We start from the raw sequence: 25,764 nt of genomic DNA, 5'->3' as shown, positions 1-25,764 counted from the left end.
TTAAAGGCGGCGAGTATGCTTGTACTCGGTAGAGGTGGTCTAGCAATAGTCAAACTGGGTGGTACCGCGAAGTCTTTCGTCCCTGTATTGGGGATGAAGGGCTTTTTTATTCCCCAAAAACAGACTAATAAAAACTACCACAAAGGAGTAACACAGATGCAATTAATTATCCCTGACCATTACGATCCTAAATTAGATGTGCTAGAAACTCAGGAAGCAATCCGTTATATTCGAGAAACCTTCCAGGATGAGTTTGGTAAGGAGCTCCACCTGTCCCGGTTATCGGCGCCAATGTACGTCGACCACGACTCGGGTTTAAACGACAACCTTAGTGGGGTTGAACAACCCGTCTCATTCCAGATGAAGGAATTGCCAGGTGAAACCATCGAAATCGTCCATTCGCTCGCGAAGTGGAAGCGTCTCGCACTCCATAAGTACGGCTTCAAGATGCACCAAGGTTTATACACCAACATGAATGCCATCAGAAAGGACGACGAAATCGACAACTTCCACTCCATCTACGTCGATCAGTGGGATTGGGAGAAGATCATTCGTGAAGATGAGCGCAACATTGACACCTTGAAGAAGACCGTCCGCAAAATTTTCAAGGTCATCAAGCACATGGAACACGAGGTCTGGTATAAGTACCCAGAGGCGGTCCATCACCTCCCGGATAAAATTCACTTCTGCACAACTCAAGAACTAGCAGACAGGTGGCCGGATTATACGCCAAAGGAACGAGAAGACGCCATTACAAAGGAGAACGGGGCCGTCTTTCTCATGCAAATTGGTGGCGCATTAGCCAATGAACCGAAGCATGACGATCGCGCACCCGACTACGATGACTGGCAATTAAACGGCGATATTCTCTTCTGGTATGAACCCTTAGCAAGAAGTATTGAAATCTCCAGTATGGGTATTCGGGTGGACGAACAGGCCCTGTTACGCCAGCTAGAAATAGCACACGCCACTGACCGCTTGGATCTGCCCTACCACCAGATGATTATGAACCACGAGCTTCCCTACACCATCGGTGGTGGAATCGGACAATCACGCCTTTGCATGTTATTATTAGGTAAGGCACACGTTGGTGAGGTCCAGGCAAGTGTCTGGCCGGAAGAGATGCTCAAAAAGTGCGCTGCTAATAACATCAATATTCTGTAGTATTTTGAACTTTAATGCTAGGAGAATGACAATGGCCCATCCTAAATTATTCGAAATGTCCTTTACTCAGATTTATGAGATGTACGTCCAAAAAGTCGAACGTAAGGATAAATCAAAAGCTGAACTCGATCAAGTTCTCAGTTGGCTGACCGGTTATGACGAGCACAAGTTGGACGACCTTGTGGCCTCAGATATTATGCTCGGAGACTTCGTTGACCAGGCGAAGTTTAACGAGAATGCCACGTTGATTACGGGCATGATTTGTGGTGTCCGCGTCGAAGAAATCACAGAACCCCGCATGCAGAAAATCCGGTACATGGACAAATTAGTCGATGAGTTAGCACGCGGCAAGAAAATGACGAGTATCCTGCGACAATAATCATAGAACACCAGCGATTATCCCCATTTAACTCATTGACGATCGTTTGTAAATTGATCGCTTTTAGCCTGAGCTTCAATCAGGGCCAAAAGTTGATCAATTTTTTTATTTTGTTGTTCGAGTTTTTTCTCAAGTTTCTTAATTCTTCGTTCAGCCTGTAGGTTGGTCTGGTAGTCGTTCTGAGCGGCTTCGTGGTCCCGTTTGGCCGCCCGGTTCTGGCTCATCATGATGATTGGTGCCTGGATAGCTGCTAAACAGCTCAGGAACAGGTTGAGGAGAATGAAGGGGTACGGATCGAACTTCACACCAAAGAGGTGGGTCACATTGAGGGCCATCCAAATGACCAATACGGCGAGAAAAATCCCGATAAATCCCCATGAGCCACCAAATTTAGCGATTGCATCCGCCACCCGTTCACCTACCGTGGTCGTCTCACCATTACGTTGCGTGTTATTTTGCGTTGTCTCTGGCAAACTTGTGCGTTTCAAATAGAATTTTTTCATCATTGCATCCCCTTGCCTAATTTTAAGGCTATTATACCCAACTCAAGCCTGAATCGTGGCCATTTACACTCCTAAACACGTATTTTTGTTGCCAAAAAAAATCAGCTAAATTAATTTAGCTGATTCCAATAATTCTGCATATTTACCTAATTTGCTATCAAACTTTATTGCTGATTTGCAGCAGCGATTGTTTTATTTACCGCATCCTTCTCACGTTCAACGAGTTGGACACGATTCTCGATCACTTTGGTATCCATCACAATCTCCCGGGTTAAACCTGGCATGTTAATCTTTGGCTCAAAGAACTCCTTGAACTCGTTTAAGCGTGCACGTGTCCGGAAAATCCGTGAAATGTAGGTGACATATGAGGTAAAGGACATGTCACCACCAACTGTCTGAACGAGCCAGTCCCAGTTATTTCTGAACCAGTCCCAGGCCAGCTGTTCGCCGTGATGATTGCTCAACACACCGGCGAAAAGACTCCGTAAGTCTTGTGGCTTAATGGTATCGGGGTCCTTAAATAAGTCGACTAGCTGTTGCAACAAGTCCTCATCGTTAGCCTTAGTCAATGACATCCTAAGAGCTGCCTTGTAACTAGCATCTGCTGCGTTCCGATAAAAGTTAACCAACTTATCAAATAATTGTTGATTACCGGCGTTTTCCATCTGGTTTGAGAGGACTAACAAGCGTACATCTGCAGGTAGCTTGGCTAGATCAGCTTCGTGTGCCTCAAACAATTCTTTAGCTGCTCCCAGTGCCTTTTCATTGCGTCCATACAGTGCTGCATCTGCAATCTTCACACGGACACTTTGATCATCAACTGTGTCCGTCTCTTTAGGCAAGAGTCCTAACCGTTCGAATTGAGCACTGCTCAAAGCCTTGGTGTAAGCTTTTAAAGCGTCCTCCTCTGCAGATTCAGGCACAACAAACTTCCGTAGGTTAGCGATGAGCGTGTAGAGGGCATCAACAACCATTGCAGACTCTTCAGCTTTGAACCTTGGTAACACTGTAACGATGTCCGCATAAGACATTTGTCCTGCCTCTGCCAATAGGCGGAAGTCTTGCAACAACTGCAACTTAGTGCGGTCGTCTTGTTCGGTGACTGTCTCCATGATGTCAGACAAGAGCTCAGGACTGTACTTCACGATGAAGTGCGAATCATTTCCCACGTTAACTCGGAATGGCACCCCATTCTCGGCACGCAGTTGCTCATAATCACCTACGACCACCTTTTGCTCTTTGAAAATCTTTGGTGCAGCGGCGTAGTTCGCATTCAATGGAATCTGCCAAATCCGCCCAAGATCTTTGCCTTCACCAACGAAGAATTGTTGCTGTGTCAGAGTTAATTGACCAGCAACCACGCTCGCCTCAACCACTGGATAACCAGGTTGTTCGAGCCAAGTATTCATGATTTCACTAACATTTAGACCGGAGGCCTGCCCGAGCGCATCCCAGAGGTCCTTTCCTCGAGCGTTATTGTACTGATGGTCAATGAAGTATTGGCGCAAGCCTTTTCTTAGTGCCTCATCGCCAACTAATGCACGAGCCATGACGAGCATCCGTGAGCCTTTTGCATAGACAATCGCCCCGTCAAAAATCGAGTCGATTTCAGCAGGATCCTCTACTTCGACGTGCACTGATTGGACGCCATCAGTCGCATCACGTTGCAACGCTAAAGGTACCTCTGCAACTTGGTAAAGATCCCAAATTTTCCAATCAGGCTGCAAAGCATCTGTAGCTACGTACTCCATCATGTTAGCGAAGCTCTCATTTAACCAGAGATCATCCCACCATTTCATCGTTACAAGATCGCCGAACCATTGGTGTGCTAACTCGTGGGCAATCACAGTAGCCACGTATTCCTTCACGTCCAGACTGGTATTGTCAGGATCGACCAATAATGCTGCCTCACGGTAGGTAACGAGGCCCCAGTTCTCCATCGCACCAGCACTGAAGTCAGGCAGGGCAAGCTGCCAGGAGTGGGGAAGTGGATATGGTGTCTGATAGAAGTCTTCGTAGAATTCAATTGAGCGTTTAGCAATATCTAAGGCGAAGTCAAGGCTCTTTGCTGGGTGTGCCTTTGTCGCGAAAACCCCAATTTTCACGCCACTTTTTGTCTCGGTCTGCTTACTTTGCATATCCCCAAAGGCAAAGGCAACTAGGTACGTCGACATTTTGACGGTGGTATCGAAGTAGTGCACACCATCTTCGACCTTCACCTCGGGCATGTTGCTGATGGTTGTCTCACCGGGCACCTCATCATACTTGATTGCTAGGTCGAAGGTAGCCTTAGCCTCAGGCTCATCAACGCCTGGGAATGCCTGACGAGCAGATGTGGTCTCGAATTGGGTACCGATTAACTGCTTCTTCTCACCATTCACAGTGTAATATGAAGGATAAATACCCATCATCGTGTCTGTCAATTTGGCAGAGTAGTCGACGGTCACAGACGTCGTACCCGCTTCTGGTAAATCAATCCAGAATAGTTCCGCATCGTCGTCCACTTCGAAATTAACTGGTTGATCAGCCACTTTTACCTGGTCAATTGTCAAATACTTTTGGTGTAATGCAATTCTCGTTTGCGTTGCATTACCCGTTACGGTTGTCTTACCCGTAATTGTTTTGTTTGCCCGATTAACATCAATGTAAAGTTGATAGTTAGTTGGCTGAAAATACTCGTATAAGTGTGTTGAAGCCGTCATAATATCCTCCTGTGGAAATTTAAGAATAATCCCATTATACGCTTAATTTGAGCTTTAGACAGCAAAAAAAATGAAGATTCCTCCTCATTTACTGCAGCAGCACTCAATCGCTTTCACGTCAATCAAATTACATATTGAGGAAGTAACCCGCCTCAACCATCAACTGCACGAAGCCAGGCACAGTCTCCGTCCTGTTCCAATCACGCTGGAATTCACAGAGCAGCTGAGCGAGCGAAACCGGCTCTAACCATTCCGGGGTGCCAGCCGTAATCGCAATGTGACTTAACCAACTGTCCTTCGTCGCACCATGCCAATGTTTGACGCCGTCATGGGTCACCACCACGTCTCCAGCCTTGATCTTTTGGGCAGGTTGGCCTGCTTCTTGATACCAGCCCTCACCAGCGGTTACCAACAATATTTGGAAACCATCGTGATGGATGTGCCAATTATTCCTAGTCCCCGGCTCAAAAGTCACGTTGCCTACGCCGACATTAACGTTCGGGTCAGCCACCAATGTCTTCAGGTAACTTTGACCTACAAAAAATTGTGCATATGCGTTATTTTCCTCCCCAATTGGGAAGATGCCATTGGTTACTGCAGCTTTATTATCTGTCATTTCGTTCGTCTCCTTTAACCAAATATCAATAAACATGATACTCGCTCAAGTGGACTTGAGGTAAAATTAAAAATTTCATTTATTTATCTCGGACAAAAACGATTTTGGTGGGCGTGGACAAATCTGCCCGATATTCGTACTCGGGATGCCAGAAGTTGCGCACATCCTGGATATCCGTGACATGCTGCTCCGCAAGATAACGCACCATCATCCCTCGTGCCATCTTAGCGTGTGTCGCCTTAACCTGCAGTCGACCAGAGACACTAGTGTAGAACAGAACGTCGATCAGGCGATCAGTGGGCTTCAGAAAGGGCCTAATTGCCTTAGTATATTCAAGTGAGGCTAGATTTAACACGGGCTCTCGGTCGAATTCAAGCGCCTGGTATATTTTAGAACCCCAAAAGTCATACAGATTCCGACTTCCGGCAACTGCCAGTTTAGAATCAAGTGATAGTCGATAAGAAACGACGCCATCGAATGGCCGCAATACGCCATAGAAGCCCGATAAGATGCGCAAGTTCTGGTCGACGTACTCGAGTGCATCCTTGGTGAATAAATCCGGTGCCATATACTGATACTGGATACCGACGTAGCTAGTAAGCGCCGGCGTGACGTGTTCTGTCAGTTTCATCTCCTGTAGCCAGGCGAAGTTCGGGCGGGCAAGGCGGTCGCTGCAGTGCCACATTTCTTTTGCCGCGGCATAATCGAGTGCCTTCATCGCAGCCAAAATCTCCTGGGCTTCGGCGAGAAATTGCGGTTGCCGTCTCGCTCGAAAGCTCTCGCTTTGGTTCGTCATTTTCTTGGCTGGTGCAACAATAATTTTCATGGTCAAACAATCCTTTTACTGATTTAATGGAAGTTGATAACGATTACAAAATAATTAGCTGTAGATGGAGTGAAACAAATGAAATTAGAACATATCGCAATTTGGGTCAATGATTTGGAGACAATGAAACAATTTTATGAGCACTATTTCAATACACTAGCGAGTGCCCGCTACGAGAACGTAAAGACCGGCTTCTCGTCGTATTTCCTCAAATTTGCGACGGGCGGTCGCATAGAACTCTCACACAAGGACAACATCAATAAACGGGCCCCAGATGTCCTAGGCTACGCACACATCGCTATCTCACTGGGTGAGAAGCAGCGAGTCGATACGCTTGCTGCACAATTTGTAAACGACGGCTTTAACCTACTTAGTGGTCCACGAACGACGGGCGACGGGTATTACGAGGCTGTGATTGAGGACCCAGAGGGCAACCTAATAGAATTGACGGTGTAACTGATGATTAGAGCAATTGCGACAGACATGGACGGGACATTTCTAAATTCCGCCAAGAATTATGACCGGGAACAATTCGACAGGGTCTACGCCAAAATGTGCCAACAGGACATTAAATTCATTGTCGCCAGCGGGAATCAATATGAACAACTCAAAGCTTTTTTCCCCGGCAAGGCGGACGAGATTGCCTTTGTGTCGGATAACGGTTCCCAAATATTCGAACACGACCAACTGGTCAACGCCACAACAATTCCCAGACCAGTTGTCACGCATATTTTAGCAGACGTCTTTAAATTGGAGAGTCTTAAACACGTGACGCTTAGTGGCTTGCGGTCAGCCTACATCCTCGAAAGTGCAACACCAGCTGGTCGACAAAATGCACGCCAATATTACTACACGCTGAAGGAAGTCTCTGACTTTCCAACCGTCGACGACGATATCAGCAAAATCAATCTGTTGGTGGATGATGCCGTTAAGGATTCGGTTACTGCGACCATCAACGAGCGTTTTCCCACCGCTGCTAGCATGTACTGTGGCCGGTCGGTTAGACCAGTTAAATCCTGCTCGTTCAAACGCTCAATATACTCTTCCGTATTCTTATTTAAGTAATTAGCAGGATCAACGACGTAGCCGTTGTCTGCGTTAACCGACTGAATATTTGTTATCAAAGCTAGGACCAACAACAGTCCGAACACTAGCCCAACAAACCACGTGTGCTTGTTCAGCGCAAAATTTTTCTTATTCACAATAATTTACCCCATTATTCTATTCAATAATAACACAAGCACTTTTTTGACCAAAAAAACGCTCACGGGGCATTAGCGTTTAAGCATAGTTAGCTGGCCTTAATCAGCTAACTCAATTTAGAGGAGATAAATCGAATCTATTCTGAATTTCTTGGAGGAGAATTCATGAAAAAGATAAAAGTTTAAAATATATTGCTTGCCACCACATGTAGCGTTATTATATTAGGAGTTGACCATATTTTGTATAAGAACACTTTAGATAGAAGGAATGTGATGACCGTCATAGCTTTAAGTGGCCCAATCGGTGCCGGCAAATCAACCCTAACCAAAATACTTGCTGCAGATTTAGGCAGTCAGGCCTTTTACGAAAGTGTCGAAGACAATCCGGTGCTGCCCCTGTTCTACGCAGATCCGGCCAAATACGCCTTTCTATTACAGATTTATTTCCTAAACACACGCTTTCGGAACATCAAAGACGCGCTAGTTGCCGACAATAACGTGCTCGACCGGTCCATCTATGAGGATGAACTATTCTTTCAGATGAACGCGGACATGGGTCGGGCAAACCAGACCGAGGTAGACATCTACCGCGACCTACTGCACAACATGATGGAGGAATTGAAAACATTGCCGAAGAAGGCGCCTGATTTATTGGTCCACATCGACGTCTCCTACGACACGATGCTTAAGCGGATTACAAAGCGCGGACGCAGTTTCGAACAACTCAGTTATGATCCCACTCTCGAGACGTACTACAAGACCCTACTCGAATACTATGGTCCTTGGTATGAGAACTACAATTATTCACCTAAGATTCGAATTGATGGTGACAAGTATGATTTCGTCGAAAGCAAAGAGGATCAAACGGCGGTCATCACTCAGATCGAGGATAAATTGCACGAACTCGGACAACTATGAGTGAATGATGTAAGCATTAATTTAACGGCGGCAAGCACACATGAGGTGGTGCCGTTTTTTATTAACCGAGTATGTTATCAATTGTTAAAAACGCGCAGTACTTTTCTTGGAGGAAAAATAATTATGAAACTAAAATGGCTCTGGCAGACACTTGCTGCCATCGTTTTCATTATCCTGGTTGCGGCAGGTTCGTACCTGGCCTACGCCTACATCACGTATTACCGCTTACCTGACAATGAAAGCCTAGGGGTTAAACATAATCGGGAGAATACTGTCCAAGTTGGGCGCACCTATCACGCACAGTCGTGGAACGTTGGCTACGGCTCTTATCCACCGAGCTACTCATTCTTCATGGATGGTGGTAAGTATGCAAAGGCCTACGACAAGGCAACTGTAACCAGGCTAACCAGAGGGATTGTGAAGACCTCAAAGTCTGCAAAGGCAGACTTCTACTTCTACCAGGAGGTCGACCAAGACGGTGATCGCTCACGTCACGTCGATCAGGTTAAGCGCATCACCAACGCTTTTGCGCACACACACAGTGGTGTTTACGGACAGAACTACGATTCACCCTACCTCTTCTACCCTTTCAATGACCCCATTGGCAAGGCCAAGTCAGGTCTCATCACGTTAGCAGCTACCAGAATTGGCAAAGCTACACGCTACTCTCTACCAATCGAGACCAACTTCAATAAGTTCATCGATCTCGACCGCGCCTTTACGGTGTCTAAGCTCCCAACCGATAATGGCAAGCAGTTCGAGCTCGTCAACATTCATCTCTCGGCCTTTACGAAGGACCACAGCATTCAAGAGGCCCAGTTTGCGAAGCTCTTCAAGTACATCAACCAGGCCTATCGGGCCGGTAACTACGTGGTTGTCGCCGGAGACTACAACCACCGTTTGCTCCAAAACGCACCAGAAATCTTCCACACGACAAGTAAGGTCCAAACCTGGACCCATCTCTTCCCATTTAACAAGTTACCTGCAGGATTCTATGTACCAAGAATGGAGCTAGCTGCAGCCAAAACACCGTCTGTCCGAGCACTGGATCAGCCGTATCAAAAAGGCGAGTCATTCGTGACCCTAGTCGACGGCTTCATCCTTTCACCAAACGTTGAGGCGCAAGAAATCCATGTTGTTGATGCCGGGTTCGTCAACTCAGACCATAATCCCGTACGCTTAACCTTTAAACTGAAAAAATAGAGTAGCAACATAAACTTGCATGATATGGCAGACTAAAAGAACGTGGCGATTGGCCACGTTCTTTTTGCTTATCCTGATCAATAAAATATTCTGATTAGTTGGCGTAAATTGTCTGCAACGCCCGAATATCGACATCCTGCAGGCCAGTCTTACCCTGATCAATCGGGTACATCACCGAATTGCGATTGGTCGAGTGCGCCAGACCGAGGACATGGCCTAGTTCGTGAATCGCCACGGACAACCTAACGGCGTTTGTTCCCGCAAGATTGAGTCGCGCACTACCCCGGTTCACGACGTAAGACGTCCAACCCGTATATTTAATAATGTTTGGTCCGCCACGCCCCAGCTCGCTGAGACCGTTTTGGTTAGCAGCCTCCTCATTGGTATAAATACCAAAGGTAATCTTGTTTTCGGTATCCGCTGGGGTACCTGACTTAAGCTCTACCAAACCTGTCTCATTGTAGATTACCACCGCTTCTTCGAAAACATTGCGGACGCTCGCTGGCGCATTATCCTCGAAGACATAATAATAGACATTACTCAACTTGGTCTCGGCCACAATCGACTCGACGGGCGTCACCGCATCATCTTCAGTTGTGCCAACTGGTGCCGTATTAGTCGAATCAGCTGTCTGGTCTTTTTGGCTAGTCACCTGGGCAATTTTTTGTTCCACTAAGGGCCAGAAATTGACGCGGAGATAATCATAATTTCTGTAGACAAACAAGCCACCAATGACTAACAGCGTGAGCCAGAACATTCTCATAAATCGGCGCATCTGCTCACTCCTTTTTTAAATGATCAACTAAACATGCTTATATTACTCAGTTTACACTCAGTTGACCAGTAATCCGTCCAGCCAGGAGCCAAATTTAAGAAAAAGCCAAAAAATGATTAGCGCCGATATTGCTCGTGCACCGCGACATCAAACTTGATTTGGCGCGCATCCTTGCGTTGCATCGCTATGACAGGCTTTCCCGTCAAAAGACTGTAGAGTCCGGCAATCGGCTCATTACCCGGTGTAACGTCTAGGTCCACGCCAAGAATATCGGCTGCCAATTGTGACAACGCCGTATTTTCAAAAAAACCACCGCTTGCAGTTGTCTTCTCCTTAACCGCCACCAGCTCGGTCAATAAACGAATATTCAGGAGTACTCCCTCTACGATAGCCCGCAGCATGTCGGCTCTCGTCGTTGTGACCCAAAGATGCGTAAATTGGGCGGTTAGCGTGGCATCCCAGTAGGGAGCCCGCTCACCATTTAGAAACGGTAGGAAAAGCACCCCATTTGCTCCGATGGGGGATTCCGTCAGACTTTGACTAAGTTCTTGGTAGAAATCCTGCGCCGTTCCTTCACCCGGCGAAAAGATTTGCTTCGCCCAGTCCAAGACGACGCCACCATTATTAGTTGGTGCCCCAATAACGTAGCACTTTGGTCTGAGATAGTAGCAGAAGTTCTGTTTATGCGAGTCGAGGACAATCTCTTGGCTCACGCGGCGCACAGCGGCACTCGTGCCAATGGTCAGACTATTGCCGTTACCACTTTGGCTCAGTCCAGCGGCGGCGGCCAGCACTCCGTCACTAGCGCCGGGATAAACCGCCACGCTCTTAGCAAGACCAAAGGCGCTCACGACCGATTGTTTGAGCTTTAACGGCGTCTGCCAGTCAACCAACTCGGCCAAGTTTTGCGTGCCGATGTCCAGATCAGCGAGAATATCGGCATCCCAGCGTAATTCATGAATGTTAAACAAGCCCGTCGCATTTGCTGTCGGGTAATCGAGCACGTCCTTGCCAGTGAGAAATTCGAGCAAGAGTTCCTTCAGACCGAGCCACTTCGTCTCTGACGAATACCTTGTTGGCATCTGGCGTTTAAAGTATTTAATTTTGGCGAACGGGGTCATTGGGTAAATCGGGGTCCCGGTCTTCTGATAGAAAATCTTTGAGAGCTCTGATTGCCGGAAATCTGCCATTACCCCTGCCGCCTGCCGGTCGGACCAGATAAATATCTGGTCATTCTGCTCACTTGCCGGATCAACCGGCCAGGTGCTGTGCATCGCAGTCGACAAGGCAATTGTTTGAATCTTCGTCCGTTCTTCGACCGGAATGCCTAACAACAACTCTGTCAGTTGCTGCAGAATCTCTGTCGCAGACTGGTAGCGCGCACCATGAGCACCACTATAGGTGGTCAGTGCGCTGGTATTTTGGTAAGTCACCTGCCCGTGGTCGATGATTGCAACCTTCAGCCTCGTTGTGCCCAGGTCAATTCCTAAGAAAGTATCTTGCATTAATAATTTACCCCACAAAAAAAGTATTCAATTCTGGTTAGACCAGTTTGAATACTTCTATCGTATACTTTTTCACCTGAATTTGTGCGTAATTTTTCTACCAGAATCACTGCGCCAGCAAAAAGTCTCGGACGACGGGCCATACCTGAGCCAGATAGCCCTTCGCATGTTGTGTCCCCGCTAGCCAGATGGTGCTGACAGGAACATGCATCTGAGCCAGTCGCGCCGCAAGCTGTAGTACACCACTCGTGGGTACAAATTCGTTGAGCGAATTGACCAACAACATGGAACCAGTACCTTCATTCACCCGGTGATAGGCCGTGGCAGCCTCCGCGAGTTCCAGATTCTGATTCAGATAATTCATGATAAACCACTTGTAAAAAGCGTCATCTGCGCCCGCCTGATTAATCGTCGCACTCGCCGCGTTAGTGAAGTCCTGGGTTGTGTCCGGCTGGGCTACGACGTTCTTGTGTTCCTGCAGCCACCCATCAATGTCCAAAATACCGGAAAGCGAGACCGCGGCAAACCCGTACTTGATTGCCAGCTCAACCGCCATGTTGCCAACCGCGGAGCCGCCGATGACTTTAATAATATTTATTGTAAATCGCTGGCGTACCCAGGCGACCACCTGATCCATGTCCGTCAACGGTGCAGGGTAAAACCTCCGCGGTCCTCTCCTACGGTTTAATATATGAGAAGCCGTCTTGTTGTAGCACCGCGATATCTAAAACGCCGGCAGATACGACCTCAATCTGATCCTGCTCGTGCGTGTTAGCGTAGCGTACCATGTTGCCCAGGTTACTGAGTAACTCCGGTACCTTACCCATGTCATCTGCGTGCAATACAATCTTGGTTTTCATCTGCGTTCCTTTCGTCACCAGCTATCTAGTAGCACATCAATGTAGCTCTAGAATTAGTATAGTATTTCCACGAGCAAAATTCTAAAATATCGCCCTATTGCGGCAGAATCCCGTGAAGCAACCACTTAGTTCGTAAATCAAAGTCAGCGAGTAACTCTGATTTAGTCCAGTGATTACTTGTGTAATCAAACAGGGCATCAGTTACGAGGCTCATCATTAGGTACAAGAAACTGATTGCCTCATTTTGATCCTCAATGTTAATCTGATTTTGCTGGAGCAGGTGTAAGAAATGCTGTACGAGCTCCTCGTTCTGGGCGGATAATGTTCGCTTGAACAACACGGAATTACCCCCATTTAAGAGAACAATAATCAAGCGCTGCTCACGCGAACCTGGCGCGTAATCGGCCACATGTGCGAGGTAGTTGCGGCTACCCAAGAAGAAATCCCCGGTTGTCGTAATTTCTCGCATAATCGCCTTGTGCACGAAGTTCGTTGCTATTCTGGTGACATAATTAATAGCATCACCTAAATCAATGAAGTACTTATAGAATGCCGCTCGGGAAAAGTCGACGCGATCGATAATCTGTTTCACGGTCACCCGACTAGGGTCCTCTTCACTCAATAGTTCAATCAAGACTCGTTCGATCTGGTTACGCCTTTCCTCCGGCAAATTCAAAAACGTCGCTTTTGGCATCTGACTACTCCACTACCTGATAATCGCTGATCTGCTTCTCAACTAACAATCCATCCTCCATGGCAAGCACACGATCTGCGTACGCCACCATTCTTGGGTCGTGTGTGACCATGATAGTGGCTTTATTCTTCTCATGCGCCTCTTTAGCCAGCAACTTCACCACATCATACGCGTGATTCGTATCCAGTGCAGCCGTGGGCTCATCCGCGAGAATCACAGCGGGATCATTATACAAAGCTTTGGCGATTGCCACGCGCTGGCGTTCACCACCAGAAAGATCACGCGGCAGCTTATCCTTCAGCTCGTAGATATCTAGGGAGGTCAATAAATCTTTAAACCGCGTCGTCTGAAACTTCCTGTGTTCCACCTGGTCGATGAACTTAAACTGATCTGCGACCGTGAGAAAGGGAATGAGATTAGTCCCCTGGAGAATGAAGCCTATCTTGCGTAAGCGCAGCTGCGCCCGCTTCTTCTCGTTTAGGTTACTGAAATCAGCAGTTCCAATATGAATTGAGCCAGCCGTCGGCGTCTGCAACCCGCCAGCAATGGTGAGAAAAGTAGATTTACCTGAACCAGACGGCCCAATCACGGCCACAAATTCTCCGGCGTCAATGGCGAAATCAATTCCTTTTAAGGCAGTGATCTCGGTATGTCCACTTCCAAACTTCTTCACAACATGCTCCATTACTAAACTTTGTGTCATGCCTTAACCCCCAATTGATTCTACTGGATCTGCTTTCAGCACGGTTGGCAGCGAGAAGATGCTCCCAAGCGTTGCCACGACAATTAACAAGAGACCGTTCATCACCCACTTCAGGTAGTCAGCCTTAAACGGCATCGCCTCTGGTGTGAATTTGCCCAATACCAATGCCAAAATAAAGGCTACGCCCACACCGAGCAAGCCCATCACCAGGCTTTGGGCGAAGATGGATTTGCTAATCACGCTCGCGGGAATCCCTTGAGCCTTCAGGATACCAAACAGATTCTTCTTCTGGAGGGTCAAAACGTACATGAAGATTGCGACAATTCCAGCGGAGATGATAATCAAGACGTAGACCATCGCGTTTAGAGTAATCTGTTCCGGTTTCTCACCCGGAATGTTCTCAATAAATGTTGTGTTGCTGAATTTCTCCAGTGGCACGGTCTTCGTGTCGTTTAGCGCCACATCTTTCAATGATTTATCCTTAACCGCAAACATGTTGACCATGATTTGTGATTCATCTGCGGCCTTGGTCCCATACTTCAATTCCTGGTAGGTCGTCAAGTTGGTGTAACCCACGGTCTGGAGCAGGTAGGTGGTAGCCTTGAAAATCCCGGTCACCTTGAGCTTGTGCTTCAGATTGCCCACCTTAATCTGGTCACCAACGGCGAGTTGAAACTTATCCGCCATATTCTGGGAAATCATGATTGTGTAGTCCTCATCGAAACTCTTACCCTCTAGCAGCTTGGGTAAGATAAAGCTGTCCTTTTCAGTACCGAAAACCGTGATGTTATTCTGTTCCTCGCCCTGCTTCAGGGCCCCGGAATAGATGCCCATCGGCGCGACTTTTTCAGCCGTGACATTCTCCTGCTCGCGTGCAGCCAGGTTGGACGCGTTCACCGTCTTGTTAGCGTTCTTGTTGAGCACCATCCCAGTCGCATGCCAATCGAGGACTACTTGCTTATTGCCAGAACTCAAGCCACTCGCTAGGCCGCTAATCACAAACACGACGAGCGCAATCAGCCCGATGATGCTCGTGAGTAGGAGGTAGCGCAGCTTCTGATCCTTCATCTCTTTCAATGCTAAGAACATAATTATTCTTCTTTCGTTGACTATTTTTACCCAAGTAACACTTTGTCACTTAAACACAAAACCAGCATACTCCTCTGGTGACAAAATGTCACCAAAAATATAAAAAAATTCTCCGTACATGGAAATGCGGGCACAGAAGCCGATTATTACACCGCCATTGTGGCAACCAAATGACCAAGAAAAACAAATGTCAAGCCAAGCAGATATGAGCCACCCATGTAGGCTAAAGCCACCTTGGTCCGGCCGGCGAGCGTCAGGTTGACTAGCTCGGAATTAAACGAGGAGAACGTAGTCAACCCTCCTAACAGACCGACCGCCAAGATTCGATAATTAACAGTATTGGGTAGGAATAACCCGGCTAAAATCCCAATAAAAAAGCTGCCGACGATGTTGATGAACATCGTCGCAATAAACGCATTACGCTGCGAAACGTGTTTACGGAAGAAGACGGTAAAGTTACGGCGCACTAGTGCACCGACGCCAGCTGCCGCCCCAACCAACAAGACTAGGCTCATCAATTAGTCTCCTACTCTTTTTTTATTTATGCCAATTCGCGTACCAAGGAAAGTCAGTGAAATTCCACCGAAAATGGTCAACAGCAGGTAGATTACGGCCTGCAAATTAGCACCACGCAACACTAACAAGTAGGTGTCGAGGCTCATACTTGAGAATGTCGTCAACGCGCCAAAGAAGCCCACCCCTACAGCCTCCTTCAACTTCACCTGCAGTGGTGCACTCGTCTGCAGCCGTTCGTTCCAGATAGGCAAGCAAAACGTACCAAGTAAGTTGACGAGTAAAGTGGCCACGGGAACCCCCAGGACATGGACATGCAGTGATAGCCAGAAACGCAGAATCCCGCCAATTGCGGCGAACAGAAAAATCAATATTTGTAGCATCACTACCTGCCCACTTCCGCTTCATATTCGCTGGCTTCTTCACGCCACCGTTGCTGCTCTTCTGGCGTAATTGTTCTTAGGACACGGGCCGGATTACCCACGGCAATCACGTGATCGGGGATATCCTTTGTCACAACTGCGCCTGCACCAATTACGACATCACTGCCAATTGTTACGCCGGGCAGGATTGTCACGTTGCCACCAATCCAGACATCGTTGCCGACCACGATTGGTTTTGCGTATTCATAAAATTCGTTGCGCGTTTTCGCATCCACCGGGTGACCGGCGGTGAGAAAATTCACGCGTGGACCCACCATCACGTTATCGCCAATCGTGATGGTGCTTTTGTCTAAGAAAATAGCGTCGAAATTACAATAGAAGTGATCACCAATCGTGATGTTATGCCCGTACTCCACCATTAATGGTGGCTGAATAAACATATCTTGACCACTATGCTCAATTAACTGGCGCTCTGCCGCAACAATCTGTTCAACCTGCTCTAGCGGCAGTTGATTAATTTGCTGGGCTAGTGCCCGACCACGGCGTGAACGATTCTTAGCCGAGAGTTGGTGCGACTTAAATAATTTCCCCGCGTAAAGGCGTTCGTCATCAGTTTCATTTGTCATTTTACATCATCCTACTATCCGTTAATAATCTCAGCGATTGGCTTGGCAGTTTGTTTAACATACTTTTCCGTGCCGTCCTGCACCGCCTTGCCGTAATAACCCACCTTATAATCAAGCACGTGCATCGTCTGTTGCAACCGGTTCATCTTCTCCTGCATCTGTGCTCTTAGGTGCACAAACATTTCTCGCCGGTTATAGAGCGTCTCATCACCCTCACTAACCCACTGCATAAACTGCTTGATATCCTTAATCGCCATGCCGGAATCCTTTAGGCACTCAATTATTTGTAGTGCATCAATATTCTCAGCTGTAAAAACGCGTTGACCGGACTCATTCTTTTGTAAATTGGGGATTAGTCCCTCCTGATCATAGTAGCGAATCGTTGGGACAGTAAGCCTAAACTGCGCTGCAACCTCACCAATTAATAAATTTTTTGCCATTATATTCCTCTTTCCCTTGACCTAAAGTCAGCTTTAGGATGTAACATGAGAACAATCATATAGCAGAAAAGAGGAAATTTCAATGAGTATTAAAGATAAAGTTGTTGTAATTACTGGTGCATCATCAGGTATCGGTGAGGCTACCGCTAAGAAGCTGACATCTGCTGGTGCAAAGGTTGTGCTTGGTGCACGCCGGATTGAGAAGTTAGAAAAAATTGTTGCTGACATCAAGAATGCGGGTGGTGAAGCTGTTGCCCTGGCCACGGACGTGACCAAACGGGATGACAACGATGCGTTGGTTAAGCTCGCTTTAGAACGCTTTGGCCGTCTGGACGTCACTTTCCTGAACGCCGGCCTGATGCCTAACTCACCGTTATCAGCGCTCCATGTTGACGAATGGAATAAGATGATTGACGTCAACTTACGTGGCGTCCTGTATGGTATTGCGAGTGTACTTCCGACCTTCACAGAACAAAAACACGGTCAAGTGATTGCCACATCTTCCGTGGCCGGTTTGAAGGCCTACACTAATGGTGCTGTCTATGGTGCCACAAAGTGGGCGGTGCGCGACCTCATGGAGGTATTGCGGATGGAATCTGCTGAGGAAAAGACCCACATTCGGACATCCGTCATTTATCCTGCAGCCATCCAATCAGAACTTGTAGACCACATCACGGACAGTGGCATGGCTACTGGCATTCGCGCCCTTTATGACGAGTATGAAATTAGTCCAGAACGCATTGCGGATGTAGTGGCATTTGCCATCGACGCACCTGAAGATACGACCATCAACGAATTCACGGTTGGTCCAAGTCGCCAGAGCTGGTAGACAAAAACAAAGCCTCCCTTGACATTAATAGTCAAGCAGAGGCTTTGTTTGATAAAAAATCGTGGTTTAATATTGAAACTTATTGCTTGGTTTGTTTTGCTTTACGCTTAAGTTTGGGCAGCGGTACTTTCTGGGCCATGTTACCCACATTCTGCTTGGTTGCTTGGACGGTGTTGTGGACTCTTGCCGCTTGTTGTGCCTTTCGTTGCTGCTTCTTCAACACAGCTTGTTGGACCAATTCTCGGCTCTTAGTTTGGACCACTTCATCCATGAAATAGAGCTTCACGAAGCTCCCTGGTGCAACCTTTTTGTTGGCTTTGGGCTGAGTCTCTAGGACCATCATCGTGGCTTGCTCCGCTAATGCCGCCTTTGGTTGGACTAAGACGCGTGCGTATTTGAAGCCTAGTTGGGCCAAAATCGCTTCAGCATCGTCAAGCCCCACATCCTTCAGATCCGGCACTCGAATATCACCACTATGCTGATCAACATACTTATTCAATAGTTCGAGTGACTTATCGGCAATATCGGTCACACCGAGGCTTTGAATTAGCGTACTACCAATGTTTTTTCCAATTTTTCTGACTAGACCAGTCTTCTTATTCACCATCAGATTACCTCATAATTCAGCTAAAAACTAACGATACAATTAAACACTTAAACCGTTAAAAGGTTAATATAGTTCAGCAACCTTCGCCTGCATTACCTCGTGGTTCAGCCATTCATCAAGATTCGTATCTGCACGATCCACCACACCTCTAGCCGAGACCTCGATAATATGGTTCGCTACTGTCTGAATGAATTGGTGGTCATGGGAGGTGAAGATAATCGCGCCACCAAAGCCGATCAGGCCATCATTCAATGACGTGATTGATTCCAAATCGAGGTGATTCGTCGGATCGTCCATCAACAGGGTATTGGCCTTTTGGAGCATCATCTTGGCGAGGATGACCCGGACCTTTTCACCACCGGATAACACAGCGATTTTCTTCTCAATATCATCCCCAGAGAAGAGCATTTTACCTAAGAAACCACGCAAAAACGTGTTGTCATCGAAGCCCTTCTCGGCAAATTGCCGGAGCCAATCGAGGATGTTCAACTGGTCATCGTTGAACGCCGAATTAGTATCCTTTGGCAGGTACGAGCGAATGCTGGTTACACCCCACGTCACAGTGCCCGTGTCCGGTGCAAGCTCCCCTGCTAGAATTTGCATCATTGTCGTCGATGCCAAATCACTCCGCGACATGATCGCGGCCTTCTCATTTGGGCCAACGCTGAAGCTAATGTTATCTAGTACCTTGACGCCCTCAATCGTCTTCGAAACATTCTCCACTCGCAATAAATCGTTACCTAGTTCTCGTTCGAAATCAAATTTCACAAACGGATATTTGCGCGAGGAGGGCTGAATATCATCCAATGTAATCTTGCTCAACTGCTTCTTGCGTGAAGTTGCTTGCTTTGATTTAGAGGCATTGGCAGAGAAACGGGCGATGAACTCCTGGAGCTCCTTAATTTGTTCTTCCTTCTTCGCATTCTGTTGCCCAGCCAGCTTAGATGCAAGGCGGCTAGATTCCAACCAGAAGTCATAATTACCAACGAACATCTTGATTTTGCCAAAGTCCACATCACACATGTTGGTACAAACTTGGTTTAAGAAATGGCGGTCATGGGAAACCACAATGACGATATTGGGATAGTCGGCGAGGAAATTCTCTAGCCAAACTTCTGTCTGCATATCAAGCCCATTGGTCGGCTCATCGAGAAGCAGAATATCCGGCTTACCAAATAGTGCCTGCCCAAGCAGGACCTTCACCTTCTGGGGTTCCGATAGTTCGCCCATCTTCTGGTGGTGCATGCTTTCGGAAATTCCCAGTTCATTCAACAACTGGGTCGCCTCCACCTCTGCATTCCAGCCGTCGAGTTCGGCGAAGCGATTCTCGAGCTCCGCCGCCTTGATGCCATCCTCCTCAGAGAAATCCGGTTTAGCATACAATGCATCCTTTAGGAGCATTACATCGTGTAGTTCTTTGTGCCCCTGAATTACGGTATCCAAAACATCGAAGTCGTCGAATAAGAAATGATCTTGCACGAGGCTCGACATCCGTGAATTACTATCAATTGCAATCACACCACTTGTTGGCTGCAATTTACCTTCCAGCAAACGCAGAAAAGTCGATTTACCCGCACCGTTTGCGCCAATCACGCCATAGCAGTTACCGGGCGTAAACTTCAGGTTAACGTCTTCATATAACTTATGGCCATCAAGGATGAGGCCCATTTCACTTACTGTAATCAATATTTTATCCTTTTCCCACTAAACACAATAATTGTCGGTATATTGCATTAAGTATAGCAGATTACATGCTTTTAAAATAGGACTAGCAGACCGCGAAATCTTGGGCAACGAACAAAAAGAACCTGGCCACAGTGACGGGCAGGCTCTATTAACTTTAGGTGGTTACAGAACTCATCGCATCAAGTACCTGCACACTGAGCGTCTGCTCACAATCAACGAAACACTCCTTAAAGTGCTCGACTGCGATCACGAACTTCTCGTCTAGTTGATTTGCCAGGGCGAACTCCCTTAAAGCGGCTAAAAGTTCGAGCCCTTGCTGCTGGTAGCGGCACTCCTCGATTGGGTTCTCGAGAGCCACCTCTGTATTCTTACGTCGAGCCCTACTCAATTTTTGAACCAACTTACTATCTGGAATCGGTTCTTGCTGAACAAAGTACAATGCCAACAACTGAATTAACCTGATCTGCATGCTCGTTAAGCCCGCAATCTTGAACGGATTTAAGTCAAAGAAACGCAGTTCCAAGTGTGAGATTCCATCTGTCAGAATCGACCTTAGGGCCTTACCCTTTTGCCCCTTTAACCGCACACCCTCGTAGTATTGGCCAGGCTGCATCAATTCACCAGTAGTGACGGCCCATTCAATCCGGGTCACGTAGTTTGCGGCACTACTGTAATCACCAATAATACTTGTTGGGAAACCGTATGGGCTGTTGCGAATACTACGTACCGGCTGCTGGAGACCTGGACCATCGAAGTACGAGGCATCGACCGTCGGCGTCGCACCAAACAAGTATGTGAATAACCAATGATGAAGCATAAACTGCTGGGCAAGGTGGATATAGAGCTCATTTGAATCTGTAAACGAAGTACTGTTAACAAGCTGGTCGACTACGTCAGCTGAAAAGCTTAAGTTAAGATGTACTCCGGTATTGGCAACTCGGCGCACATCGTACAGTTGACCAATCCGCTTACGATACCAAAGGCTAGCATCTGGTTTGGCGGAAATTTCCGATTCGGAGATATGGGGTGGTAATTCGGGAGGACAACTGAAGGACCATAACCTCTCACCAGGTCGTAACTGCTGATCGAGCTCAGTCATGACCTCAGTAATTAGTGCTACGTTGTCCTCTGCAACAACAGCCGGTGGGAAGACAACTTCGAGCTGGGCTGTAAGGAATTCTCGCTCAATGTATTCCGCAATATCCTGACTTAAGTGCTGGGGAAATGACTTCAGGCTTAACTTATTCTGTTGGTCAACGCGTAACTTTTCGACCTCTACGCCGACATTCACATGGGCGGTCGCAATCTCTTGAATTGATTTCTCTAACCTCGTCATCAATACCATAGCTGATACCTCATTTCAAATAAACTATTCCGATAATTCCATCATAGTTTATAATAATTAGATTATTCAAACTATAAGCATCTATAACGAGATTATTTAAAATAGCAATTAATTCAGACTATTACTTAGTGAGGCAAACGAATTTATTCTGGGCCAACCAGGTGATGATTTTACACCCAAAGTATAAGCCGATTGAGGAATTGTACCTAGCAAACTTACTCGCCAACAAAAAAAGCCTTCATTAAGAAGGCTTTTCATTAAATCATCTGGAGCGGAATTTCAGCAGTTGGCGCGGGAAACTGGCCATCGATTGCCTTAGATCCGGCTCCAAGGTTTATGATAGCAGCAAATGAGCATGAGAAAGAAGAAACAACTATGGCAACACAGAAAACTTTAATTGTCTATTATTCACGGACTGGCAACACCCGGGCGGTGGCCGAATTGATTCAAGCAAAGATTGGGGGTGACCTCGTGCAACTAAAAACTACAGCAGCGAGGCCCAAGAATTATCGCGCAGAAGTCGAATTGAATCAGGAAGAGCAAGAAAATAATGTTTTACCAGAATTGGAGACCAAAATCCCAAATTTTGCCAATCACAACAGAATTTTCATTGGGACGCCCACCTGGAACATGGCGCTCCCTCAAGCCGTCGTGTCATTCTTGAAGGAGCATGACTTTGCCGATAAAACAGTCATCCCGTTTAACACGAATGGTGGCTACGGTGCAGGGTCCGTTTTCACTCAAATTAAAAGAGAAGCTAAAGGTGCGGCAGTGTTGCGGGGCTACTCTGTCAAAGGTGGCGAAGAAATTAGCGGCCGTCTGCTGGTGATTAAGGGCAACAAGAAGGTGGCAGTGGCTCAAGAAGTTGATCACTGGTTGTCCGCTATTAACGTCAAATAAGGTGCTAAGGAATAACAATTAACATGCTCGACCACAATTCTTGGCATTGCAATGAACAAGCCCAGAAAAACTTCCGGTAATAAGCAGTGACCCAAAACGTCAGATATTTCTAAAAAATGACCTGATTCTGGTATCAATCCTGAGTCAGGTCTTTTTGTCTGCAATATAACCTTCTGAATCCATCACCTTACGTAGTAATATATTATTAATGGTGATAAAATCAACGCATAATCAATTGAAGTGAGTGTAGCTAGGATTTAAAAGGAGCTAACTATATTATGTCAGATATGATTCAGATACATCAATTTGCGCTTAAATGGTTGGCCAGATTTCGTGACCGCACCAACGAATATACAGAATTTGTTGATCATTACTTTGCTGATGACTGTGATAAACTCGGTTTTAAAATGGATAGTGGTAAATCGTTTAAGAGCGTTTATGGCAATGCAATTTCCGATCCTACTACTTTTGCCAAAATAATAGCCAACGTCACAGATATTGATTTGCTGGGTTCGGTAATTTATTCGCGTTGGCGTTACTTTAACCACTGGGCACTTGAGCCTGAGAAGATCATCGAACCTGCTAATCGTGAATGGTTCATAATTGTGCTTGAACGCCTTGCACTACTTACTAAAGTAACTGTAGAAAATAACATATTCCAAGGAGTACCACAAAAAATCCAGATTACTTCAAACTACAGCAGTTGGAATTCATCCTCTGACTTCAATCTGGCGGCCACCCAACAGCTTACAGTTAGTGATATTGGTATGGTAGTTTTCACAGAATTTTATTTAGATACTGATATACCGAATTCAACTCAGAGCAGCGATTTCAAAATCGAAAAAAATCAAGCGCACAAGTTATTGACTGTATTTTCCAATTATTTTAAACAAAAACACCATGAGTTGCTTGCAACTGACGTTGGTACCTGGGACGTTGAGTTGACTAATACCGAGGGCATCGTTTATGAGTACCACGGTAGTTTTCTGGACAACTTAGCAACCGAAGGAATTAATTTGTCGAATCTGACGCGAGAAGTTATTGGTCGCAGAGATTTGTACGTTTTAGACGGCAATTTCGAACCTGATCTAATCACCAGAATTACGTTGAAATATCACAAAGTGTCCCAGATACTAGCCGACAACACTTCTGGTCAAGCTCTTTGGTCACTTAAGCCTTGTGAACGGTTTGAAAAAGTGGTTGTAGATAGAGCAGCAGAAACCATTACTCATACTCAGAAAATCGACACTACCGTTAATATTTCGCATAAATACCAGATTAAAGACGGCGTCTCAAATTTACTTGATAGTTTAAAAGTAACAAGGCCATTTTCTAACGACCAGTCCAGCTCAAAATACTTAATTGATCCAGATACCGAGTCCGAAGACTATATAATTGTGGTGAATTATAAATACCAGGAGCCATTCGTGATTAAAGGAAATTATACTAAAGATGGTTGGCCTGGCGGCTTGCTTGATTTCCTATCTGCCATCAGACAACTAATTAACTCGTATAGTTCAGGCAATCTACTCTCCTCTCCCCTGGCCCAGGAAATAAAGAAGATTCCGCATGATTATATTTTGCTGAGCGTCAGCTTCTTCAATAGTGATCAAACCTATTACTATCTCACGGATGACGACAGCATCGAAGTAAATGATCGTGTTATCGTGCCGGTTGGCGACGACCACCATGAAGTCCCCGTGAAGGTCGTCAATAAAGAATACTACGATAGAGAAGATATGCCTATCTCACTGCAGGATGTTAAGTATATTGTCAGGAAATATGATGACCCAAAGATTGATTCATAATATTGAGAATATTTTGGACGCTATGCATCATAAAACAATATAACTTGGTGACTAATTACATAGTGTACGCCCAAAATATCCCCTTCTATCCTTTTAGACAAAATAAAAAACCCTCTCATGAAGTGAACTTCAATTATTGGGGTTTACTTCAACTTAATACGCAGGTTTTAAATTGACACAAAATCAATTTTGAGTATAAAAATAAGCTTCACCATTAGGTGAGGCCTATTTGTAGTTATTACTTAGTAGATAATTTTTTGAGCGCTTTTAAAATACTCTCATCATTCATTACGGCAGTTTTGGCTTCAGAAATAGATACGCCAATATTTTTTGTGGTTTTTATAGATGAACCAAATTTATTTGATTTTTCAATTTTTATATCCATTACTCTTACCGCCTTTCTTTCTTGACAAGTATACAGACAGCTTGATCAAATTTCAATCTATTAGTTTTCGTTTTAACATTTTTATATATACGTCAGCGGCTCTATCAAAATCATAAAATGTATACTTTTGATAAAATCTATAAATTCCTTCTTCGTTCAATTCATTTACTGAAATTTTTATAGACACGTCTTCATACAAGTCGGTGAAGTGAACTCCAAAGTTTTTCGCACCCTCCCCATCGTAATAATTTGAGTGTCCTAAAATCATACTTGCTGTGAAATCGCCATGAACATGTATTTCTTTAGAACTTTCGATTCCATAAACATCTTGAAGCGTGTTTGTGTAATTGAAATTAAGTACTATATCAGCGGTATCTAACACATTTTTGACATTAGAATCTATTTTAAATTTAGCAGCCTGTTTGTCGTACTCAACAGACAGATAATCTTCAAATTTTTTATCAATTATCTGAAACAGATAATTTAAACGTTGGACGTGCTTCTCCAATATAATTCCATTTTTCTCAGAAAGACCTAAATCTCCTGTCCCATATGCACCTGAATTCATTTTCGTTGTTTCTTGATAAATCAGCTGTCGATACTAATTTTAAAAGTCGTACCAGGTTCCTGGTTTTCTAAATTGCGCAGTGACAATGTCATACTCCTCTTTCAATCTGCTGGACATTGACGAAGAATTATAAAAATCTACATATCTTGATGATAATCCATGGTGTAAATCCAAACCATTACCTATCACAACAATGTATTTGATTAATTTTCCTTTTTTCATACCGGTGGCTCCTAATTCATAAAACTAGGTCGTCATAACTAGTCACTAATATTTTTCGATGTAAAATACTGAAAGATTCTTTAAATATCAATTGGTTCGAAATCCGGTAGTTCATCAATCAACTCCAATGTTTTCATACTTACCGTTATTACAGACAGTAACAAATTCAAAATATACTTTGGATCATCACTAAAATCGTTTGGATCATCAGTAATTCCAGATTTTTTAAGTCAAGTCCATAAAATTGTGTAAAATACAGTACACTGTTTTAAAGCTTTAACCTATAGGTTAAAATTGAATATATTTTCTGGTA

Annotated in this window: 29 protein-coding genes, 1 pseudogene and 1 other annotated feature (1 of these 31 only partly in view); of the genes and pseudogenes, 9 read left to right on the top strand and 21 right to left on the bottom strand. The window is 45.6% G+C overall.

The window, feature by feature from the left end; translation table 11 throughout:
• Positions 1-87, top strand: a binding site (T-box leader); it begins 141 nt to the left of the window's first position.
• Positions 88-156: 69 nt separating this feature from the next.
• Both asnA and FC62_RS06695 read left to right on the top strand, forming a co-directional pair.
• Positions 157-1,164 (top strand): aspartate--ammonia ligase, encoded by a 1,008-nt coding sequence (gene asnA, locus FC62_RS06700; protein ID WP_056945821.1) that lies wholly within the window; start codon positions 157-159, stop codon positions 1,162-1,164.
• Positions 1,165-1,195: 31 nt separating this feature from the next.
• Positions 1,196-1,543, top strand: a complete 348-nt coding sequence (locus FC62_RS06695) for a DUF2200 domain-containing protein (RefSeq protein ID WP_054746218.1) — start codon at positions 1,196-1,198, stop codon at positions 1,541-1,543.
• Between the two features lie 139 nt (positions 1,544-1,682).
• On the opposite strand, the pseudogene FC62_RS06690 reads toward FC62_RS06695, so the two are convergent.
• The 4 genes and pseudogenes from FC62_RS06690 to yaaA all read right to left on the bottom strand — a co-directional run.
• A pseudogene (locus FC62_RS06690) lies at positions 1,683-1,968 on the bottom strand (DUF1003 domain-containing protein); the annotation flags it as partial.
• Between the two features lie 242 nt (positions 1,969-2,210).
• Entirely contained in the window at positions 2,211-4,748 is a 2,538-nt protein-coding gene (locus FC62_RS06685) for a M1 family metallopeptidase (protein WP_056945799.1), read from the bottom strand.
• A 127-nt stretch (positions 4,749-4,875) separates the two neighbouring features.
• The gene (locus tag FC62_RS06680; protein ID WP_082611532.1) at positions 4,876-5,364 is read right to left on the bottom strand and encodes a cupin domain-containing protein; all 489 of its coding nucleotides are present in this window, start codon (positions 5,362-5,364) and stop codon (positions 4,876-4,878) included.
• A 79-nt stretch (positions 5,365-5,443) separates the two neighbouring features.
• Entirely contained in the window at positions 5,444-6,190 is a 747-nt protein-coding gene (gene yaaA / locus FC62_RS06675) for a peroxide stress protein YaaA (RefSeq protein WP_056945798.1), read from the bottom strand.
• 78 nt (positions 6,191-6,268) lie between these two features.
• Here yaaA and FC62_RS06670 point away from each other — a divergent pair, with 78 nt between their 5' ends.
• From FC62_RS06670 to FC62_RS06655, 4 genes are all read left to right on the top strand, one after another.
• Complete coding sequence (locus tag FC62_RS06670; RefSeq protein WP_056945797.1) at positions 6,269-6,646, top strand: VOC family protein; 378 nt, start codon at positions 6,269-6,271, stop codon at positions 6,644-6,646.
• A gap of 3 nt (positions 6,647-6,649) precedes the next feature.
• Positions 6,650-7,255, top strand: a complete 606-nt coding sequence (locus tag FC62_RS06665) for an HAD family hydrolase (RefSeq protein WP_056945796.1) — start codon at positions 6,650-6,652, stop codon at positions 7,253-7,255.
• Positions 7,256-7,665: 410 nt separating this feature from the next.
• Positions 7,666-8,310, top strand: a complete 645-nt coding sequence (locus tag FC62_RS06660; RefSeq protein ID WP_054746240.1) for a deoxynucleoside kinase — start codon at positions 7,666-7,668, stop codon at positions 8,308-8,310.
• Positions 8,311-8,433: 123 nt separating this feature from the next.
• A complete protein-coding gene (locus FC62_RS06655; protein WP_056945795.1) occupies positions 8,434-9,513 on the top strand; it encodes an endonuclease/exonuclease/phosphatase family protein in 1,080 nt (359 codons plus the stop codon).
• 94 nt (positions 9,514-9,607) lie between these two features.
• On the opposite strand, the gene FC62_RS06650 is transcribed toward FC62_RS06655, so the two are convergent.
• The 11 genes from FC62_RS06650 to FC62_RS06600 form a co-directional block, all read right to left on the bottom strand.
• Entirely contained in the window at positions 9,608-10,288 is a 681-nt protein-coding gene (locus FC62_RS06650; RefSeq protein WP_056945794.1) for a matrixin family metalloprotease, read from the bottom strand.
• Positions 10,289-10,404: 116 nt separating this feature from the next.
• Positions 10,405-11,793 carry a gluconokinase gene (locus FC62_RS06645; RefSeq protein ID WP_056945793.1) on the bottom strand — a complete coding sequence of 463 codons (1,389 nt, stop codon included), beginning with the start codon at positions 11,791-11,793 and terminating at the stop codon, positions 10,405-10,407.
• 106 nt (positions 11,794-11,899) lie between these two features.
• On the bottom strand, positions 11,900-12,484 hold the full coding sequence (locus tag FC62_RS06640) for an alpha/beta hydrolase fold domain-containing protein (protein ID WP_255313983.1): 585 nt from the start codon (positions 12,482-12,484) through the stop codon (positions 11,900-11,902).
• Positions 12,471-12,653 (bottom strand): hypothetical protein, encoded by a 183-nt coding sequence (locus FC62_RS06635; protein ID WP_054746212.1) that lies wholly within the window; start codon positions 12,651-12,653, stop codon positions 12,471-12,473. The genes FC62_RS06640 and FC62_RS06635 overlap by 14 nt, the downstream gene beginning before the upstream one ends.
• Before the next feature lie 94 nt (positions 12,654-12,747).
• Complete coding sequence (locus FC62_RS06630) at positions 12,748-13,347, bottom strand: TetR family transcriptional regulator (protein WP_056945792.1); 600 nt, start codon at positions 13,345-13,347, stop codon at positions 12,748-12,750.
• Between the two features lie 4 nt (positions 13,348-13,351).
• Positions 13,352-14,050: an ABC transporter ATP-binding protein gene (locus FC62_RS06625; RefSeq protein ID WP_056945791.1), complete on the bottom strand. Its 699-nt coding sequence runs from the start codon at positions 14,048-14,050 to the stop codon at positions 13,352-13,354.
• A 3-nt stretch (positions 14,051-14,053) separates the two neighbouring features.
• Positions 14,054-15,139, bottom strand: coding sequence for an ABC transporter permease (locus tag FC62_RS06620; protein ID WP_056945790.1), 1,086 nt, complete (start codon positions 15,137-15,139; stop codon positions 14,054-14,056).
• A gap of 146 nt (positions 15,140-15,285) precedes the next feature.
• On the bottom strand, positions 15,286-15,654 hold the full coding sequence (locus FC62_RS06615; protein WP_056945789.1) for a fluoride efflux transporter FluC: 369 nt from the start codon (positions 15,652-15,654) through the stop codon (positions 15,286-15,288).
• Positions 15,655-15,657: 3 nt separating this feature from the next.
• Positions 15,658-16,035 (bottom strand): fluoride efflux transporter FluC, encoded by a 378-nt coding sequence (locus FC62_RS06610; protein ID WP_056945788.1) that lies wholly within the window; start codon positions 16,033-16,035, stop codon positions 15,658-15,660.
• A gap of 2 nt (positions 16,036-16,037) precedes the next feature.
• Positions 16,038-16,661 carry a sugar O-acetyltransferase gene (locus FC62_RS06605; protein ID WP_054746207.1) on the bottom strand — a complete coding sequence of 208 codons (624 nt, stop codon included), beginning with the start codon at positions 16,659-16,661 and terminating at the stop codon, positions 16,038-16,040.
• Positions 16,662-16,675: 14 nt separating this feature from the next.
• Entirely contained in the window at positions 16,676-17,101 is a 426-nt protein-coding gene (locus tag FC62_RS06600) for a MerR family transcriptional regulator (protein WP_056945787.1), read from the bottom strand.
• Between the two features lie 82 nt (positions 17,102-17,183).
• Between FC62_RS06600 and FC62_RS06595 the strand changes: the two genes are divergently transcribed.
• Positions 17,184-17,930, top strand: a complete 747-nt coding sequence (locus FC62_RS06595) for an SDR family oxidoreductase (protein WP_056945786.1) — start codon at positions 17,184-17,186, stop codon at positions 17,928-17,930.
• A 79-nt stretch (positions 17,931-18,009) separates the two neighbouring features.
• Here the strand turns inward: FC62_RS06595 and FC62_RS06590 are convergent, their stop codons facing one another.
• From FC62_RS06590 to FC62_RS06580, 3 genes are all read right to left on the bottom strand, one after another.
• Positions 18,010-18,537, bottom strand: a complete 528-nt coding sequence (locus tag FC62_RS06590) for a PASTA domain-containing protein (protein WP_056945785.1) — start codon at positions 18,535-18,537, stop codon at positions 18,010-18,012.
• 63 nt (positions 18,538-18,600) lie between these two features.
• On the bottom strand, positions 18,601-20,223 hold the full coding sequence (locus tag FC62_RS06585; protein ID WP_056945784.1) for an ABC-F family ATP-binding cassette domain-containing protein: 1,623 nt from the start codon (positions 20,221-20,223) through the stop codon (positions 18,601-18,603).
• Between the two features lie 154 nt (positions 20,224-20,377).
• Entirely contained in the window at positions 20,378-21,568 is a 1,191-nt protein-coding gene (locus tag FC62_RS06580; protein ID WP_056945783.1) for a hypothetical protein, read from the bottom strand.
• 375 nt (positions 21,569-21,943) lie between these two features.
• Between FC62_RS06580 and FC62_RS06575 the strand changes: the two genes are divergently transcribed.
• Together FC62_RS06575 and FC62_RS06570 are read left to right on the top strand one after the other, a co-directional pair.
• Positions 21,944-22,468, top strand: coding sequence for a flavodoxin family protein (locus tag FC62_RS06575; protein ID WP_054746238.1), 525 nt, complete (start codon positions 21,944-21,946; stop codon positions 22,466-22,468).
• Positions 22,469-22,746: 278 nt separating this feature from the next.
• Positions 22,747-24,276 carry a hypothetical protein gene (locus tag FC62_RS06570; protein WP_056945782.1) on the top strand — a complete coding sequence of 510 codons (1,530 nt, stop codon included), beginning with the start codon at positions 22,747-22,749 and terminating at the stop codon, positions 24,274-24,276.
• A gap of 238 nt (positions 24,277-24,514) precedes the next feature.
• Here the strand turns inward: FC62_RS06570 and FC62_RS08150 are convergent, their stop codons facing one another.
• The 3 genes from FC62_RS08150 to FC62_RS08560 are packed head-to-tail and all read right to left on the bottom strand — an operon-like array spanning position 24,515 to position 25,451.
• Positions 24,515-24,661: a hypothetical protein gene (locus FC62_RS08150; RefSeq protein ID WP_156408156.1), complete on the bottom strand. Its 147-nt coding sequence runs from the start codon at positions 24,659-24,661 to the stop codon at positions 24,515-24,517.
• Between the two features lie 52 nt (positions 24,662-24,713).
• Positions 24,714-25,229, bottom strand: a complete 516-nt coding sequence (locus tag FC62_RS06565) for an AbiH family protein (RefSeq protein ID WP_056945781.1) — start codon at positions 25,227-25,229, stop codon at positions 24,714-24,716.
• 39 nt (positions 25,230-25,268) lie between these two features.
• Positions 25,269-25,451: an AbiH family protein gene (locus tag FC62_RS08560; protein WP_056945780.1), complete on the bottom strand. Its 183-nt coding sequence runs from the start codon at positions 25,449-25,451 to the stop codon at positions 25,269-25,271.
• Between the last annotated feature and the right edge of the window lie 313 nt (positions 25,452-25,764).

Origin of the sequence: Amylolactobacillus amylotrophicus DSM 20534 (assembly GCF_001434555.1) — a bacterium.
Lineage (GTDB): Bacteria > Bacillota > Bacilli > Lactobacillales > Lactobacillaceae > Amylolactobacillus > Amylolactobacillus amylophilus.
This window is presented reverse-complemented; position numbering and strand designations above follow the sequence as displayed.

Excerpts from the sequence above, each read along its gene's own strand:
- FC62_RS06655 (WP_056945795.1), top strand. The coding sequence starts at position 8,434 with ATGAAACTAAAATGGCTCTGGCAGACACTTGCTGCCATCGTTTTCATT.
- FC62_RS08150 (WP_156408156.1), bottom strand. The coding sequence starts at position 24,661 with ATGGATATAAAAATTGAAAAATCAAATAAATTTGGTTCATCTATAAAA.
- FC62_RS06570 (WP_056945782.1), top strand. The coding sequence starts at position 22,747 with ATGTCAGATATGATTCAGATACATCAATTTGCGCTTAAATGGTTGGCC.
- FC62_RS06645 (WP_056945793.1), bottom strand. The coding sequence starts at position 11,793 with ATGCAAGATACTTTCTTAGGAATTGACCTGGGCACAACGAGGCTGAAG.
- FC62_RS08560 (WP_056945780.1), bottom strand. The coding sequence starts at position 25,451 with ATGAAAAAAGGAAAATTAATCAAATACATTGTTGTGATAGGTAATGGT.
- FC62_RS06660 (WP_054746240.1), top strand. The coding sequence starts at position 7,666 with ATGACCGTCATAGCTTTAAGTGGCCCAATCGGTGCCGGCAAATCAACC.
- FC62_RS06600 (WP_056945787.1), bottom strand. The coding sequence starts at position 17,101 with ATGGCAAAAAATTTATTAATTGGTGAGGTTGCAGCGCAGTTTAGGCTT.
- FC62_RS06625 (WP_056945791.1), bottom strand. The coding sequence starts at position 14,050 with ATGACACAAAGTTTAGTAATGGAGCATGTTGTGAAGAAGTTTGGAAGT.
- FC62_RS06610 (WP_056945788.1), bottom strand. The coding sequence starts at position 16,035 with ATGCTACAAATATTGATTTTTCTGTTCGCCGCAATTGGCGGGATTCTG.
- FC62_RS06575 (WP_054746238.1), top strand. The coding sequence starts at position 21,944 with ATGGCAACACAGAAAACTTTAATTGTCTATTATTCACGGACTGGCAAC.
- asnA (WP_056945821.1), top strand. The coding sequence starts at position 157 with ATGCAATTAATTATCCCTGACCATTACGATCCTAAATTAGATGTGCTA.
- FC62_RS06565 (WP_056945781.1), bottom strand. The coding sequence starts at position 25,229 with ATGAATTCAGGTGCATATGGGACAGGAGATTTAGGTCTTTCTGAGAAA.
- FC62_RS06665 (WP_056945796.1), top strand. The coding sequence starts at position 6,650 with ATGATTAGAGCAATTGCGACAGACATGGACGGGACATTTCTAAATTCC.
- FC62_RS06670 (WP_056945797.1), top strand. The coding sequence starts at position 6,269 with ATGAAATTAGAACATATCGCAATTTGGGTCAATGATTTGGAGACAATG.
- FC62_RS06595 (WP_056945786.1), top strand. The coding sequence starts at position 17,184 with ATGAGTATTAAAGATAAAGTTGTTGTAATTACTGGTGCATCATCAGGT.
- FC62_RS06615 (WP_056945789.1), bottom strand. The coding sequence starts at position 15,654 with ATGAGCCTAGTCTTGTTGGTTGGGGCGGCAGCTGGCGTCGGTGCACTA.
- FC62_RS06590 (WP_056945785.1), bottom strand. The coding sequence starts at position 18,537 with ATGGTGAATAAGAAGACTGGTCTAGTCAGAAAAATTGGAAAAAACATT.
- FC62_RS06685 (WP_056945799.1), bottom strand. The coding sequence starts at position 4,748 with ATGACGGCTTCAACACACTTATACGAGTATTTTCAGCCAACTAACTAT.
- FC62_RS06580 (WP_056945783.1), bottom strand. The coding sequence starts at position 21,568 with ATGGTATTGATGACGAGGTTAGAGAAATCAATTCAAGAGATTGCGACC.
- FC62_RS06680 (WP_082611532.1), bottom strand. The coding sequence starts at position 5,364 with ATGACAGATAATAAAGCTGCAGTAACCAATGGCATCTTCCCAATTGGG.
- FC62_RS06630 (WP_056945792.1), bottom strand. The coding sequence starts at position 13,347 with ATGCCAAAAGCGACGTTTTTGAATTTGCCGGAGGAAAGGCGTAACCAG.
- yaaA (WP_056945798.1), bottom strand. The coding sequence starts at position 6,190 with ATGAAAATTATTGTTGCACCAGCCAAGAAAATGACGAACCAAAGCGAG.
- FC62_RS06635 (WP_054746212.1), bottom strand. The coding sequence starts at position 12,653 with ATGAAAACCAAGATTGTATTGCACGCAGATGACATGGGTAAGGTACCG.
- FC62_RS06695 (WP_054746218.1), top strand. The coding sequence starts at position 1,196 with ATGGCCCATCCTAAATTATTCGAAATGTCCTTTACTCAGATTTATGAG.
- FC62_RS06650 (WP_056945794.1), bottom strand. The coding sequence starts at position 10,288 with ATGCGCCGATTTATGAGAATGTTCTGGCTCACGCTGTTAGTCATTGGT.
- FC62_RS06605 (WP_054746207.1), bottom strand. The coding sequence starts at position 16,661 with ATGACAAATGAAACTGATGACGAACGCCTTTACGCGGGGAAATTATTT.
- FC62_RS06620 (WP_056945790.1), bottom strand. The coding sequence starts at position 15,139 with ATGTTCTTAGCATTGAAAGAGATGAAGGATCAGAAGCTGCGCTACCTC.